The sequence below is a fragment of the Psychromonas arctica DSM 14288 genome, from assembly GCF_000482725.1.
In the GTDB taxonomy this organism is placed as follows: Bacteria; Pseudomonadota; Gammaproteobacteria; order Enterobacterales; family Psychromonadaceae; genus Psychromonas; species Psychromonas arctica.
On sequence record NZ_AXWP01000045.1, the window covers coordinates 8216 to 23254 of the forward strand.

Consider the following 15039-nt stretch of genomic DNA (forward strand, 5'->3'; position numbering starts at 1 on the left):
ATCTCTTGCATAGTTACCACCTCAGTTAAATGAAAGTGGCATGATCTCAGTTATCGATGAAATATTTTAGGTGGGGGTTAATTTGCGCTTACGTTGTTACTATTTTTTGATAGCTTTTCTTTGAGTGTGTTAACTTCAAGCGTTAGCACGTCAACTTGCTGGGTAAGTGAACTGACTTGTTGAGTGAGCACATCAATTGTTTTCACCTGCACACGGGTTATCTCCCAAAGTTGATTGATCAACGTTTGAGCATCTTTGATATTAGTGGCTTGAGGTGCTTTATCATTCATACTGCTATGATAAAGCCTCAAAAGGATCAAGCAACTCGATCCTTGAATGTATTTAAAATAATTTATTTAGGCTGAGTAGTTACAAATTATCTTCATTAAGATTAATCATTTAACAGCACTTCTGCGACACAATAATGAACAAAAAATAATGCCATATCTGCCATGTTAAAACTGATATGGCATTGTTATAATGCGACTAAAGTGTGTCTCTATTAAAATGTAGTTTTATTAAAATACGCTTTATTAAAAAATGCTTTAAAGCTCTAGTTCAGAGTATTAAAGCTCTTCTCCGCGATTTTTAATCACACTATTATACCAATGGAAAGAGGCTTTCTTTTCTCGTTTTAAACCGTTTTTATGGTCTACATAAATGAAACCATATTGTTTTTTATAGCCATTCAACCAACTCAACAAATCAATGGCAGACCAAGCATAATACCCCTTAATGTGAGCACCACGACTGATCGCTTCTTTTACTGCACTTAAATGCTCTTTGATATAATTAATTCGTGGAATGTCACATACCGTATCTTCTATGATTGGATCTTCATCACCGAGACCATTTTCAGTAATATATAATTTAATTTGCCCATAGTTTTCTTTGAGCATATCCAGACCATCAATAAACCCTTGCGATGAGATCTCCCAATCCCACTTAGTATACTTTTTATCAGCCATCTTCACCGTACGATAAACCCCATCGTAACTTGGATTACCAGGTGCACCGGTAGAGTTTTCACGTGTAATAACACGCCCTTCAAGCTGACCTTGAATCTTTTCAATACGCATCGGTTGGTAATAATTCAATCCCATAAAGTCATTTAAGTGAGCCGCTTTTTTAATGACGGCTAGCTCTTCTGCAGTCCAGTCAGGTAGGTTACCTTCTGCGGTTAACTGCTTAACAACATACTCAGGATAATGCCCTAATAGAATAGGATCATAGAACCAGTTTAAGTTAAATTGGTTAGCATGCTCAGTAGCAAACAAGTTTGCTTCTGAGTCATCTACGCTAAAGGCAGGGCTAAATACATGACTCAATCCAATTTCACCAAATTGATTCAGTTTTTTATATGCAATAACCGTTTTAGCATGGGTATAAAAAACATTATGTATTGCTTGGAAGTATTTCTTAGGATCATTTTGAATACCCGGTGGGTGTGCGCCCGATAAATAACCTAAGTTACAAAATACAAAGGTTTCGTTAAAAGTAATAAAGTTTTTAACGCGATCGCCAAATGCTTCAAAACAAAGTTTTGCAAATACTAAATAAGCTTCACCAGTCTCTCTATTTAACCATGCCCCTTTTTTCTCTAACGGTAATGGCAAATCCCAGTGGTAAAGTGTTACAAAGGGTACGATCCCATATTTTAAACATTCATCAATAATGTTGTTATAAAAGTCGATGCCTTTTTGATTTACCTCTCCAGTGCCTTCTGGAAGTATACGCGCCCATGAAATAGAAAAGCGATAAGATTCCAACCCCATTTCAGCCATTAACGCTATATCTTCTTGATAGCGATTATAATGATCAATCGCCACATCACCATTAGTACCTTCAAAGGTTTTTCCGGGTATTTTAGTGAATTCATCCCAGTTTGTTGGACCTTTACCATCTTGATCCCAAGCGCCTTCTATTTGATAAGAAGCGGTCGCGGCACCAAATAAAAAATCATGAGCAAACTTCATTGTAGATCCCTTTTGAATTATAATTTTGTGATTAATCGCAGGCTCAACAAAATCGAGCCTGCCTTTCTATAAACTGTTATTGGAAATAAGGTTTTGATACCAGTAGAAGCTTTTTTTCTTAGTGCGCTTTAATACTTTAAGATCAAACTCTTCGCGATCTACATGAATAAAGCCATAACGTTTTGAGCACCCTTGATGAGTACTAATCAGGTCGATCGCAGACCAAGGGCTATAACCAAACACCTCAATACCATCAGTAATAGCAAGTTGAACTTGCTCGATATGTTGTGTCAGGTATTGAATTCGATAGTCGTCATTGATCTCACCGTTTTCATCTACTTTGTCAAAAGCACCAAGCCCATTTTCAGTGATAATTAATGGCAATGCATAACGCTCATAGATATCACGCATGGTGGTACGGAAACCGACGGGATCAATCTCCCATCCAAATTCGTTTTTTACTAAATGAGGGTTTTCAACCCCTTTATAAGCACCAACCTCACCAATGGTTATTTGTTGATCACCGGTAGAGTTGATATCACTTGCATCGCCAGAGCTTTCAGCAACGGTTTGTGAGTTGTAATAATTAAAAGCAATAAAATCAGGTTTAGCTGAGGCTAATATTTCCATATCGCCTTCGCTGATAGTTGGTGCCGCACTTCGCTCTTCAAGGAAACGCCAAGCCGTCGCGTTATAACGGCCATAAACTGCCATATCAAGATATAACCAGTTACGTACAGCGGAAAAAGTATTTGCGGCTAACACATCTTCGGGCTTACATGATGCAGGATAAATAGCCGAGATATTGGGTGCAGGTCCAATTTTTGCGTTCGGTAACAGTTGATGACAAAGTGACATTGCTTTCGCTTGTGCCACCAGCATATGATGATTTTGTTGGTACAAGTCTTTCATTGGGTTAGTTGCATCAACATGCTTAGTGCCCAATGCATCGCCATGTAAGATCATCATGTTTTGTTCATTAATAGTTAGCCAGTATTTAACGCGATCACCAAAAGCTTCAAACAAGGTTTTGCTATAAAGTGCAAAAGCATCCACCGATGCTCTATTTGACCACCCTCCTTTTTCTTGTAATCCATAGGGTAAGTCAAAATGGTACATCGTCGCGATCGGCTCAATACCTTTAGCAATTAATTCATCGATTAAGTTACTATAAAACTCAAGACCTTTTGCGTTAACCTGACCTTCTCCTGTTGGGAAAATTCTAGTCCAAGCGATAGAAAAGCGATAAGCTTTTAAACCTAGCTCTGCAAATAATGCAACATCTTCTTTATAACGATGATAGTGATCACTTGCGACTTTAAAATCAGTTGTCCCTTCAACGACATTACTCATATCAATAACAGAAGGACCTTTTCCATCTTCATCCCAGGCACCTTCAACCTGATACGCGGAGGTCGATCCTCCCCAGAAAAAATCACTTGGGAAATTTTTAAGTTTTGACATATAAACTCCTCATTATTTCTACAGCTTAAAATGTGAATGGCTTAGCTAGCTACTCGCTTATTATTAGATTCTTACTCGCTTGTTAATCACTATTTAAGCTTTCTATGGATATCAATTAATTCTTCAATTAATTCTCGCGCCAACATGGCTGTCATAATATGGTCTTGTGCATGCACCATGATTAAATTTACCGGTACTTTACCCTCACCTTCATCCAATCCGATAAGCTCAGTTTGCACTTTATGTGCACGCTTTGATGCTTCTGTCGATTGAGCAAGAAAATCGTCGACTACATCCCATTCACCTTTTTTAGCTGACATCAAAGCTTGCATCGCTAAACTTTTTGATTCACCTGCATTGATGATTAACTCCATCACAGTCATTTCTAAATCCATGTTAAAACTCCACTCTTTACTGAGAAGCTACCTTTAGTAGCTTCTTGTGATTCAGGGTCATTAATAATTCTTGGTTAATAGTTATCGGTTAACCATCAGTACTAACTTGCTATCGCTTCTTTAGCTTCAACTTCAGCAGTCTCTTCAGAGATAAGTTGCTTCTCATAAATTTTGAAGAATGGGTAGTAAAGCACCATATTGATACCGATAAGAATGAACACTAATATGGCATTATTGATCTGCCAACCAGCCCCCCATGCAGCACCGATTGGTGCAGGCGCAGTCCAAGGTACTAATGAAATCGTTTTACCAATTAAATTCCAACTTGCTGCGCAATAAGCGATAGTCGCATTCACCATAGGGATACAAACAAACGGGATAAACATAGTTGGGTTCATCACAAATGGTGTACCAAATATAATCGGTTCATTAATGTTAAATATCGAAGGTACTAAGCTTAATTTACCAATCGCTTTTAGGTGAGCTGATTTACTACGTAAATACATCAAGACTAAACCAAATGTTGCCCCAGAGCCGCCCAAGGTCACAAAGAAAGACCAAAATGATTCTATAAAAATATGTGGTAACTCCATACCAGCCGCTAATGCTTCTTGGTTTGCACCTAAGTTAGAAAGGAAGAACGGTGCCATAATGCCGCCAACAATCGCAGCACCATGAATGCCTGCAAACCAAAGCACGTGTGCAACTAATACCGCTAACAAAATAGCCGGAAGCGTGTCAGATGCAGAGATTAAAGGTTGAAACACTGCCATGATTGCACCTGGGATAATCAAGTTAAATTCATGTTGTACTAATAAATTAATTGGATAAATAGTTAAGATGATAATCAATGCAGGAATTAATAAATTAAATGACTCACGAATCTTATCTGGCACTTGCTCTGGCATTTTAAAGCCAATGTTTTTTCGATTAAGGAAATAAGCTAATTCTGTCACTAAAATTGAGATGATAATGGCAGTAAATATCCCTGTACCTCCTAGATATGAGGCAGGAAGTACACCCTCTTCCATCGGTGCAGAAATTAATAAAAACGTCATTAACGCTAACATACCTATTGATAAACCATCGAGTTTGTAGGTTTTTGCTAAGTTGTAAGCAATACAAGTACAGATATAACAGGACATAATGCCCATCGTCATATGGAAAGGTGTCATGATTTCACCAAAGTACTGCTTAGATAACCCCAGCCACCATTTGCCAAAGCCAAAAGTGGTTTCCGGTGAAAATGGTGGGAAAGCAAAAACGAGTAGGAATGAGCCTACAATCATAAAAGGCATCGCACCAATAAACCCGTCACGGATAGCGCAAATATGTCTTTGAGAAGCAAATTTTCCAGCGATCGGCGTTAACGTGTTTTCTAAAAATTCAAAAAATTTGTTAGACATCTGATAGCCCTCTTTAGTTAATCATCGCTAATGCGTCAGCTAAGATTTTTTCACCTTTCATCATGCCATAATCCATTTGATTAATTACCGCAATCGGCTTACCTGCTTGATCAGCCTTAACCTTAAAATCATTTAATTTATATTTAATTTGAGGGCCCAATAAAAAACAATCGTATTCCGTTACATGTGAATCAAACTCTTCTAAACCAACAGCATCAATTTGGACTGCAATGCCTTTGTTAGTAGCAGACTCACGCATTTTTTTAACAACCATACTGGTTGACATACCAGCAGCACAGCAAAGTAGAATTTTAGTCATAATATTTACCTTTAGTTGAATGTTTATTTTAAGAATTAGTTATCATGTTTATGCTCACAACTTAATGTAACCGGTTACAGAAACCGATTACAGTAAGCGGTTACATTTTTGTGACTAAGTTCGTTTTATTTTAAGTAATTATTTATTTTTTAGTAATTTGTGGATTTTTAGAAGATCTATCACAGAATAATGGACAAGGTATGTGCTTGTTTCCCACCACAAGCAATGTCGATTTGTAGTTCTCACTCTTTCGACTGTTTTTTTAGTGTTTAGAAAAATGGCGTTAGCTATTAAATGTAAAATAATATTTGATAGAAAGCGCCTAAAACGATCCGACAGTAGACAGTCAAACTTGAATGGCACTGTTAATCATTAAAAACCCTCAACCTATATATGATTGAGGATTTTTTATTGATGCTTAATTTGAATTAAGCAGCATGACCAATATTTTATGAAGCCCAACAATAATTGAATAAATAATAAAATTATTTTTCCTGCTTAACACGTTAATAATACAAATAATATTTGTATTTTACACAAAAAAAGCCCCGATATACGGGGCTTCATGAGAGTTAATGAACAATTAGAAACTAGCTAAAACACTATTCTATATTTTGTACCTTAACGTTGATTATAATAATTAATTCATTTTAAATCATATGTTTGTGGCTGTGTTTTATTTAATTTATATTTTTAACCACCGATTTAACCACCATTGATTATCCAGCTATCCATTTTGGTTATTCCTTGGTGTTCACATATTGTGAACTAAGCTTGGTTTAGGTATAGTGTTCACATATAGTGAACAAACTGGATAGTACATGCACGTTATAAGTAAGCAACCTTTTGAAAATGCGAAAAAACTCTATCCAAACGATTCCGATGCACTAGATGCAACGTACAAGGTGTTAAAAGAGAGTAAGGCAAAAAGCCCAGATGAGCTACGAAAAGTCTTTCCGTCACTAGACAACTTTAAATACGTTGATAAGTGGTGGGTGATTGATATTGGCGGTAACAACTTAAGGCTTATTGCATTTATCGAATTTGTTGGAGGTCGATGCTTCATTAAGAACATTGTCAGCCATGCCGAGTACGACCGTATTACAAAGCAATACCGTGAAAAGAAACTGAAGAGGTAACACTATGTTAGATATCGCTGTGTTAGACAAAGCCGCTAATCAACTGAACCAAGTTATGCCTTGGGTGAGTGGTATCTCTTCGCCTGAGCAATATCAAGAGCTGATTGCCACGATGGAAGTACTTGTCGAAGATTATGACGCTCATCAGCCAGTGATCGACTTGATGTTTCCGGTGATTGAGAGGTATGAAGAAGAAGCTGAGCAGTTTAGTGAGTTTAATCAAGCTATTGATAAGCTTGAGCCAGGAATCGCCATGCTAAGAGTTGTCATCGATCAGCACCAACTGACGTTAAGTGATTTCAAAGAAGAGATAGGTGCCAAATCGACGGTATCGATGATCTTAAGCGGGAAGCGCGCTCTAACGCTCAACCATATTAAGGCACTATCAGCGCGTTTTGGGGTGCCAGCTTCGTTGTTTATCGGCTAGTGGTAGTTTTGGCTATCGTTAATAAAAACCGAGATACTCATTCTAATAGCGTAGCTCTTATTAGTGGTTTCTCGGTTTTTGTCAAAGCACGAAGTGACAACAATACGCCAAAAGTTAAGGTGCGGTTACTTGCTAAATCCCCGATTTTTTAAGAACTTCATTGAGATGACCGATTTATACCTATGCATTAAATGGACATATCAGTGGCTATTTTTCACTTAGTGTAACTATAATGGATATTATTGTATCCATTAAGGCTGCGCATGAACTTTTCACTTTTAGATGATACCGATGTAAGCCAAGCTTTTGCTATTCATCTGCGGGGTTTACGCAAACAAGCGAAGCTATCGCGAGAGGCGCTAGCCCAGCGTAGTTGTGTACCTGCTTCGACCATAAAAAAGTTTGAACTTACCGGACAAATATCATTTCGTCAGCTGCTGCTTTTGTGGCAGTCGCTGGATTCACTAGACAGGCTTTATCAACTGACACAAACAACGGCTGACCGTACCGCTTTACCGACCAGTATAGAAGAGGTGCTTAAAGATGAGTTTTAAATCCATTCAAAAGTTGAATGTGGAGCGCACTCTCACAACAGGCGAAACTGTATCTGTGGGTATATTGGCGCAAAACCGTCAGGGTGTTTTCTTTCAGTACGATGAAAGTTATCTAAGCACGTTTGGCAATTTATCCCCTTTTACTCTTGAAGGAGATGTGCGATTACAGCAAGCACCGAAAGGGCCACACCAAGGCATTCACGGCGTTTTTGGCGATAGTCTTCCCGATGGTTGGGGTTTGCTGTTGCAAGATCGAGTATTCCGCCAACAAGGTATTTTGCCAGCACAAGTAACAGCAATGGACAGGTTGGCTTTTGTCGGTCAGCAAGGAATGGGGGCATTGTCTTTTACACCTGTATCAGAGCTATCATTAGAAAATCGTTCAGATATTGATTTGGAAACACTTGGTCTTGAAGCCCAAACCTTGTTCGACCAGTCCCTCTCTGATGAGTTAGACGGTAGCACTCAGCAAGTGTTAGCAACCTTGGTAGCCGTAGGTAGCTCCGGCGGTGCTCGACCTAAAGCGCAAATTTATATGCCTGCTGGCGACGCGACGCAATGCCGCACCTATGCACAGCCTGGCGATGAAGCATGGTTAGTTAAGTTTACTTCGAAGAACTTAGCATTGGGCCACGAAGAAGGTTTGTGTGAAGCGGTCTATTTAGAAATGGCTGAATTCGCAAAATGTCAGCCACCGATGTGGCAGTTAATTGAAGCTCCTACAAGTAGCGGTGCTAAAGCATGGCTTGCGTTAAAGCGTTTTGACTATTTACCCGCGAAGGAGAAGGCTGGACGCTTACATATGCACAGTGCTTGCGGCTTATTGGATGCAGACTTCCGAAGCCCTAGCTTAGATTACAGCGATCTGATTAAGGCCAGTCGTCAATTGTGTAAGTCACCCGCTGCTGGGCAACTTCAATTTCGTCGCGCAATGTTTAACTTATTTTCCGCGAACCAAGACGATCACAGTAAAAACTGGGGCTTTTTACAAGCCGATGATGGTAGTTGGCAACTCGCACCATTTTACGATGTAACGTTTAGCCCTCACCCTTTTAACGAGCATGCGACTGCCTTTGCCGGATACGGAAAAGCGCCACCACTCAAAGTGATGCAAAAGTTGGCTGCTAGTGCAGGCTTTACTAATTGGAAGAAAGCACAGCAATGCATTAAAGAGGTAGTGGATGCCATTAGTCAGTTTAGGGCGCTTGCTGAGGAGCATGGGGTGAGTAAGACCACTGTGTTAGCAATAGAAAAAACACTCGCAGAGCGCAAGCAAGAGAACGCAGCGCTACTTATCTAGCCAGTAAACTAAATAAACACAGATATATTTCATTTCCCTGGTTCAACTTATAATCAGGAAAAACTATGGAAATCATGCAATATCAAAATGAACGCTTTCTTCGTTTGAATGAAGTAATTAGCATAACAAGCCTGTGTAAAAGCAGTATCTATAACCTTATAAAATCGGGTAACTTCCCGAATAACATAACTGTTATGGGTAAGCGTAAGGCCTGGGTAGAAAGTGAAGTTCAAAACTGGTTACTGGCAAGAATAAACGAATCCCGCCAGTGCTAAAATCAAGTTATGTCGCTACCAAAAAGTAAATGTTGGTAGCGCCTATTTTTTGTTTTTAATAAAATATTGTGCTGGTTATATATTTTTATTAGCTATTTTAAAAGAGATCATCTCTAAGTGAATATTTAACAAGCGATTGATTTTTATCCGCTCAATAGTTCCCCTTTAAGTCTCATCCTTAATTTAGTTCCAAAAGTAAAGCTTACAGGCCAAGTTAATTTATGCACTTTATTGGCTTGTTGTAAGCTTTTCAATTGCTTGTGTTAAAACGGAATTTTGTTTTTCTAAAAACTCAATTTTCTTTTCCATCTTGACCAAGTCAGCTTTTAAATGGGCTTGGTTTTGTATTTTTTCTAGCTGGCTTTTTAACGCTATATTCGCTTTTTCTAGTTGCGCCATCTCCCTACTTACTAGACTACCGTCAAATAAAGAATCGATAGATTGCCCAACATTAGTAAACTGATTGCGCCTTTTAATTTTTGTGAGCATAGCAAAAGTGTCTTTCTTGATATTAACCGTTAGTTGCTTGTGCTTAGTTTTTTTTCTTCTTTTGTATTGTCCCCAAGCTCGCTTCATTCTGATAAGAGTGTTTTCTTTATCGAGTATATTTTGAACATCTGAGCAGTACGCTTCTAATTGTTGAAGTAGACTTTTTTCTGTATTACGAGTGAGTAAATGTTTCGGTGGATACCCTAGCTTTTTAAAATATTGCCCAGTCCAACGAGTCATTTCTTCGTCAGAAAAATCTATCCATTTTATAAGTTCATCATTTAAAACAGTGCGCATAACTAACCTTAAAACTAATATGTTACATGAAGCTTTACATGTAATAGGGTGCAAATCAAGTTATGATGTATTACACTTATAATAGGTATTATGTGTGAAATGGAGGTGTGATGCTAGATGCGTTTGAAGGAAGAAATGAGATAAAGGCCCAAGATAGGCTTATCTACCTACGGTGGCTTTGGTTAGTTCACAAAGATGAAAATAAAGGAATGTCTATTGCTGAAATAGCCAGCACGCTAATGCTAAGTGAATCGACAGTAAGAAACGCGATTGCTCGCTTAAATACCAATGACTATTTAGAGATCACGAGGAATGAGGAAAAGGCGTCAGAAAAGATCTATAAGTTAAAAAACACTCATAACATACCAGTATTTTTTTACGGTAAAAAAGCAAATTACATACAAGCCTTATTAGGCGTTAATGATGATTTTACTAAACTAACGGCTGAAAGCTTGGCCCGAAAATTTATGAAAGCGGCTTTAGTCATGCTAAGCAATGATATTGGTCTAGTTTCAAATATAGGTCTCAATAAGTTAGCTGGCTTTACGGGCTTATCATTATCAAGGGTGCGTAAATTTATAGATGAGTTACTCCATGAGGGACTAATTTTAAAATTTATAGCAGGAGGCAATGCTCCAAATTTATACCCAAAATGTAAGTCAATTTTAATTTTAAACCCTCGTTATTTTGGCGGCGCCTTACTAAAGATAAATAACTTTCCAGAAGAGAGATTGTTTGGCTTAAAAATAAATGAAGAGGTAAGTAAAGCGCTAAACAAGCGTAATCGTAAAACGGGCAAAACTACTCTTGAAGCTGAAGTGCTGGCGCTAAATAAACACAGATTAGCGCAGCGAATGTATCACTATTTTTATGAGTTAGTAGCTGAGAGTGTGGCTGAACGCGCACCACTTAAAAACAATCAATTAATTACTTATATGTTAGCGCAATCAACTAACACTGAAGTGAATGAAGCTATTAAGTCATCTTGTAGTGAAGCTGTAACTCAATACGCTGACTTTTTACTTGCGCTGGTTACCCAGCTAGAAAAAAGCATGCATTTGCTAAATAAAAAAATACAGTTTTATTGCTTTAAAAGTAATGGTGACTTTTTCGTTGTTTCGAATGCGAATAAGTCATTTGAAGGCGAGCTAGAATGGACAGCTAAAACAACCATTAACTTTCAAGGTACAGGTGTTTCTTGGGAGTTACACAAGTAATATAACTTTACAGTGGTTTTAAAGCACTATTCACATACATGGCGGTGTTTAGCGGTACGTTTTATATTCTGTCTGTTTAATATACCAATATCACATCTCAGTTATTACACCCATTAGGTAGCTAAAACCACTGTAGTCGTTAAGCAATAAATCTATAAAAAATAACCTCAATAGCCTTTCTATGAATCAAACATAGGAAGGCTTAAAGTGCATCATAACCATCAACGTTCTAAACAAAATAAAAACTTAAAACTAACTACTAAAAAAACATTCAGGGGAATGCCTATACTTACAAGCCATGGTGCGCTGTGTATTCCATACTTAGATAAAATCTATAATACGATTGAAATAGCTTTAGATAACTCCCCTAGGTTAATGGCTATACGTGTAGACCTAAGGTTTCCTAAGTTAAAAGCGCATCAAGAGTGGGGTAATGTCATTCAGCTGTTTATCCGCTCGTTACAGTCGCAAATCGATTGCACTACCCGAAGAAAGCAAAGGCTTAGGGAAATGGTTCATCCATGTAAAGTTCGCTATGTATGGGTAAAAGAGCGTTCTACATCGATAGCAGATCATTATCACTTGCTGCTACTTTTGAATAAGGACCGATTTAATTGGATAGGTTCAACCAAAAATAAAAGTAATAACTTGAGTTCATTAATAGTTGAGGCGTGGGCCCGTGTGGTGGGTATTGATTACAACGAAGCTATTGGTCTAGTGTTTTTCTCTAAAGATAAGGAAACGAAAAGTGTTGTTATCCATCGACTTGATAGTAGTTCAAATAGCTTTGATGATGACTTTGAAGAATTGTTTAAACACGTGAGCTATTTGGCAAAAGAAAAAACAAAACACTATGGCGAAGGTAGTCGTTGTTTTGGCGCCAGTATTCGATAAGCACAATAGGGGCCATGAGGCCCCTTACTTATCGTTTAGTTAAATCCCATGCTCGCCACTGACTCGCTTTAATATACTCACGCGCATCACGTTTGAGTTGGACTAAAGTAAAGGTATTGGTATGTATACTCCCTGTAATGCAGTAGCTACAAAACTGATGACAGTTTTTACTTAATACAGAATAAGCTTGTTGAGTACCAAGCAGTGCTTCAGCATCGTTAGCAATATCATCAAATCCAACAGAGGTTCCATTAGCATCACAACTTATATAAATGGTTATGGCACTGGTTCCTGCTAAAAACTGGCACACGGAAACAGTTTCAATTAATCCCTTGGCATTTTTATGGATAATTTTATTGTTGCCTAAGTAAATGCCTGAATGCTCAGCAACACCAAAGGCTAAGTCACAGTACACAATGCTCCCTCTAACAGGACCATCGGTTTTCCAAAATAGGTTATGCGCTAAGCTTTTCGATAAGCTGCCTACAACAAAGCTCCCTATTGCGTGATATGGATTCATGTTATTTACTCTCAAATGTGATGATAACGAAACTCAAAAGGGCTCTGAGCTTAATGTTTATAAGGGATTAGCGGTCCCGCCCCCTGAGTAAATGATTAGGTTTAAAGTTCAAGAGAAACGAAGTCCTTATCAACCTCATCTTGAGTGATACCGATATAGCGAAGCGTCACGCCTTCTGAAGTATGGCGAAGCATTTTCATGACACGGCCTATATCTTTTGTGGATTGATAAAGAAAGTAACCTCGGGTCTTTCTCATCGAATGAGTACCTAAAGCGATATTTAGCTCTTGCCCTACTTGTTGAAACGCCATGGACACAGCGCGTCGCGAGATTGGCTGGGGTGGTTTGTTTTTCAGCTGTTGGCATCGGTGGGATTGAAACAAGTAGATGTGGTCAGGATGTTGCTCTCTCAATCTAACAATGTGCTGCTGCGCTTTGGTATTGAGTTGAATGTTGGCGAGCTTTCCGGTTTTACTCTCACGAATAATGACTCGGTCGCCATGAATGTCTTCAAAGCGAATCGACAACAAATCAGAAATCCTCAGTGCTAGGTTTAATCCGATATGCCATACATCGGCCATTTGTGGATGACAACGAATACTCAATAAGTGACCAACCATACGTATGGTGTCATCGTCTTTAATTGCTTGGACTTCAGCCATAGTCTGCTTCCTTTTTTGTCTGTAGAAGGGTGTTTTGGGAAGCACAGAGCAGACGATATTAAAGAACCCTTATACAGCAAGGGATGGAAGCTTCCCGTTTTAACAATATGGGAAGCAGCCTCGTTTTAGCTCTGTGCTGGTGGTTGTGTTGAATATTTGTAATATGAAGTGGAGCGGGACGGTTAGTGGATAGGGTTGCTACGAGTGATGATTAACTGTACTCAACCTGAACTTGGTCGTAGGCGTTCATGTCTACATAAGCTAGAAAGTTACACTCCCACATCTCATATAGCTCGGTTGTTTCTTGCAGGTACATACCAAGCCATCCGCTGAAACGAGCGAAAGCGACGTTGTTAGCAAAATCAAAAGCCAAGTCAGGAACGAGCTCTGGTGTACCGGTTCCCACATAAACAAGGTCAGTGATTTCAATAAGAGCGATATGGCTATCTTTGATATCTACCGTAATAGAGACAGGGTGAAAGCCGCCGTCTTTCGGGTGGTAATTGGTATCTTGAAAACAGATGGTCATTTTTCCTCGGTAATTAACATCATCAATAGAGCGTTTGATTAGGTCTTTCAGTTGATGTGAAGGCTTAGCTCGCTTGCACGCGAACATAGCCAGATTGGCAGCTTGATTCATAGGGACCTCTTTGAAGTAAGTTAGGATTAACGAACGGATGTGATGTTGATTGAGATAGCAGGTTGCGTGGTGAGAGTGTGAGTGATGGCTTTAAGCCAGCTAGCAAGTAAGGCTTGTACTTCTGGCCGCTGTAAGTTGCACTGCTTAATCTCTGGGTGGTAGAACCAACACCCTGCGAAGTTGAAATACAGCGATAACTCTTTTTGTTGCTTACCAGCAACCATCACATCAAAGGTGGCAATAAAGCGAAGTTGCCAAGGTGTTTTGCTTGATGTTCGCTCTAATTGAATTTCGATTGGTTGAAAGCGACTATTGATATCTTTAGAGCGTATGTTTAACGCTACCCGCTCGACTGTATTCGGGATGACGTTTTCAGACATAAGTGCTTCAAGAAAACAATGCATGGGACTAACGAGTTCATCATTTACCCCTGAAATAACAAACTTATTCATACCCACCCCTTTTCTGCAAATGACACACAAGCCTCACCCACAACGATGTGGTCCAACACTCGGATATCCACCAGCTTGAGAGCATCTACTAAACGCTGTGTAATGCGTCTATCTGCTTGAGAGGGCTCAGAAATACCTGAAGGATGGTTATGAGCAAAAACGACGGCAGCAGCGTTATGGTTTAGTGCTGCTTTGAGTACCTCGCGTGGGTAAATAGAGGCAGCATCGATAGTGCCAAAGAACAACTCTTCAAAACTGATCAATTGATGTTGATTATCAAGAAACATCACGGCGAACACTTCGCGGTCATGAGCCCCTAACTTGAGCTTTAAATATTCCTTAACATTAGTTGGGTTAGTGAACGTGCCTTCTCGCTTGTATTTCGCAGCCAGTGCGTCGGCTGCACGCTCTAGCAGTTCATTTAACTCTGAAGTTTTGAATGGGTAATCGTGTTGGTTGTTGGCGTTACGCATAAGAGCTCCTTGGATTATCTGTTTGGTTATGCGTACTGATGAAATATATCTGAGAGCGTTTTGAATCAGGGTGTGAAGGAGAGTATTTCCAGAGACAGGTAAAAAATAACTCTCTTGCCGTTGTTATGTAGCAATCGCAA

General features: G+C 39.0%; 19 protein-coding genes. 7 read left to right on the plus strand and 12 right to left on the minus strand.

Translation table 11 applies throughout. The annotated features are described in order from the left end of the window. Nucleotides 1-77 precede the first annotated feature (77 nt). The 6 genes from H592_RS0106890 to H592_RS0106915 all read right to left on the minus strand — a co-directional run bounded on the left by H592_RS0106890 (nucleotide 78) and on the right by H592_RS0106915 (nucleotide 5560). Nucleotides 78-290: a hypothetical protein gene (locus H592_RS0106890; RefSeq protein WP_028868124.1), complete on the minus strand. Its 213-nt coding sequence runs from the start codon at nucleotides 288-290 to the stop codon at nucleotides 78-80. A gap of 276 nt (nucleotides 291-566) precedes the next feature. Then, the gene (locus tag H592_RS0106895) at nucleotides 567-1976 is read right to left on the minus strand and encodes a glycoside hydrolase family 1 protein (protein ID WP_028868125.1); all 1410 of its coding nucleotides are present in this window, start codon (nucleotides 1974-1976) and stop codon (nucleotides 567-569) included. Between the two features lie 66 nt (nucleotides 1977-2042). Beyond that, a complete protein-coding gene (locus tag H592_RS0106900; RefSeq protein ID WP_028868126.1) occupies nucleotides 2043-3440 on the minus strand; it encodes a glycoside hydrolase family 1 protein in 1398 nt (465 codons plus the stop codon). 89 nt (nucleotides 3441-3529) lie between these two features. Next, nucleotides 3530-3835 (minus strand): PTS lactose/cellobiose transporter subunit IIA, encoded by a 306-nt coding sequence (locus H592_RS0106905; RefSeq protein ID WP_028868127.1) that lies wholly within the window; start codon nucleotides 3833-3835, stop codon nucleotides 3530-3532. A 101-nt stretch (nucleotides 3836-3936) separates the two neighbouring features. After that, nucleotides 3937-5241 carry a PTS sugar transporter subunit IIC gene (locus H592_RS0106910; protein WP_028868128.1) on the minus strand — a complete coding sequence of 435 codons (1305 nt, stop codon included), beginning with the start codon at nucleotides 5239-5241 and terminating at the stop codon, nucleotides 3937-3939. Nucleotides 5242-5254: 13 nt separating this feature from the next. Next, nucleotides 5255-5560: a PTS sugar transporter subunit IIB gene (locus H592_RS0106915; protein ID WP_028868129.1), complete on the minus strand. Its 306-nt coding sequence runs from the start codon at nucleotides 5558-5560 to the stop codon at nucleotides 5255-5257. Between the two features lie 821 nt (nucleotides 5561-6381). Between H592_RS0106915 and H592_RS0106920 the strand changes: the two genes are divergently transcribed. The 5 genes from H592_RS0106920 (at nucleotide 6382) to H592_RS0106940 (ending at nucleotide 9255) form a co-directional block, all read left to right on the plus strand. Beyond that, nucleotides 6382-6699, plus strand: a complete 318-nt coding sequence (locus tag H592_RS0106920; RefSeq protein ID WP_017102430.1) for a type II toxin-antitoxin system HigB family toxin — start codon at nucleotides 6382-6384, stop codon at nucleotides 6697-6699. A gap of 4 nt (nucleotides 6700-6703) precedes the next feature. After that, complete coding sequence (locus H592_RS0106925) at nucleotides 6704-7126, plus strand: helix-turn-helix domain-containing protein (RefSeq protein ID WP_028868130.1); 423 nt, start codon at nucleotides 6704-6706, stop codon at nucleotides 7124-7126. A 263-nt stretch (nucleotides 7127-7389) separates the two neighbouring features. Then, a complete protein-coding gene (locus H592_RS0106930; RefSeq protein WP_028868131.1) occupies nucleotides 7390-7680 on the plus strand; it encodes a helix-turn-helix domain-containing protein in 291 nt (96 codons plus the stop codon). Beyond that, a complete protein-coding gene (locus H592_RS0106935) occupies nucleotides 7670-8980 on the plus strand; it encodes a type II toxin-antitoxin system HipA family toxin (RefSeq protein ID WP_028868132.1) in 1311 nt (436 codons plus the stop codon). Before H592_RS0106930 ends, H592_RS0106935 begins: the two co-directional genes overlap by 11 nt. 65 nt (nucleotides 8981-9045) lie before the next feature. After that, a complete protein-coding gene (locus tag H592_RS0106940; RefSeq protein ID WP_016786712.1) occupies nucleotides 9046-9255 on the plus strand; it encodes a helix-turn-helix transcriptional regulator in 210 nt (69 codons plus the stop codon). Nucleotides 9256-9483: 228 nt separating this feature from the next. Here H592_RS0106940 and H592_RS0106945 read toward each other — a convergent pair whose 3' ends face one another. After that, on the minus strand, nucleotides 9484-10041 hold the full coding sequence (locus tag H592_RS0106945; RefSeq protein ID WP_016786711.1) for a hypothetical protein: 558 nt from the start codon (nucleotides 10039-10041) through the stop codon (nucleotides 9484-9486). Nucleotides 10042-10151: 110 nt separating this feature from the next. Between H592_RS0106945 and H592_RS0106950 the strand changes: the two genes are divergently transcribed. Together H592_RS0106950 and H592_RS0106955 are read left to right on the plus strand one after the other, a co-directional pair. Beyond that, the gene (locus tag H592_RS0106950; RefSeq protein ID WP_028868133.1) at nucleotides 10152-11258 is read left to right on the plus strand and encodes a MarR family transcriptional regulator; all 1107 of its coding nucleotides are present in this window, start codon (nucleotides 10152-10154) and stop codon (nucleotides 11256-11258) included. Between the two features lie 279 nt (nucleotides 11259-11537). After that, a complete protein-coding gene (locus H592_RS0106955) occupies nucleotides 11538-12152 on the plus strand; it encodes an inovirus Gp2 family protein (RefSeq protein ID WP_139151645.1) in 615 nt (204 codons plus the stop codon). A gap of 28 nt (nucleotides 12153-12180) precedes the next feature. Here H592_RS0106955 and H592_RS0106960 read toward each other — a convergent pair whose 3' ends face one another. The 5 genes from H592_RS0106960 to radC form a co-directional block, all read right to left on the minus strand. Then, nucleotides 12181-12672, minus strand: a complete 492-nt coding sequence (locus H592_RS0106960) for a lecithin retinol acyltransferase family protein (protein WP_028868134.1) — start codon at nucleotides 12670-12672, stop codon at nucleotides 12181-12183. A 101-nt stretch (nucleotides 12673-12773) separates the two neighbouring features. Then, nucleotides 12774-13334, minus strand: coding sequence for a tyrosine-type recombinase/integrase (locus H592_RS0106965; RefSeq protein WP_028868135.1), 561 nt, complete (start codon nucleotides 13332-13334; stop codon nucleotides 12774-12776). Nucleotides 13335-13545: 211 nt separating this feature from the next. Beyond that, nucleotides 13546-13974, minus strand: coding sequence for a DUF2787 family protein (locus tag H592_RS0106970; protein ID WP_028868136.1), 429 nt, complete (start codon nucleotides 13972-13974; stop codon nucleotides 13546-13548). Nucleotides 13975-14000: 26 nt separating this feature from the next. After that, nucleotides 14001-14426 (minus strand): DUF2787 family protein, encoded by a 426-nt coding sequence (locus tag H592_RS0106975; RefSeq protein ID WP_028868137.1) that lies wholly within the window; start codon nucleotides 14424-14426, stop codon nucleotides 14001-14003. Continuing rightward, the gene (gene radC / locus H592_RS0106980; RefSeq protein WP_028868138.1) at nucleotides 14423-14899 is read right to left on the minus strand and encodes a RadC family protein; all 477 of its coding nucleotides are present in this window, start codon (nucleotides 14897-14899) and stop codon (nucleotides 14423-14425) included. Before radC ends, H592_RS0106975 begins: the two co-directional genes overlap by 4 nt. Nucleotides 14900-15039 lie beyond the last annotated feature (140 nt).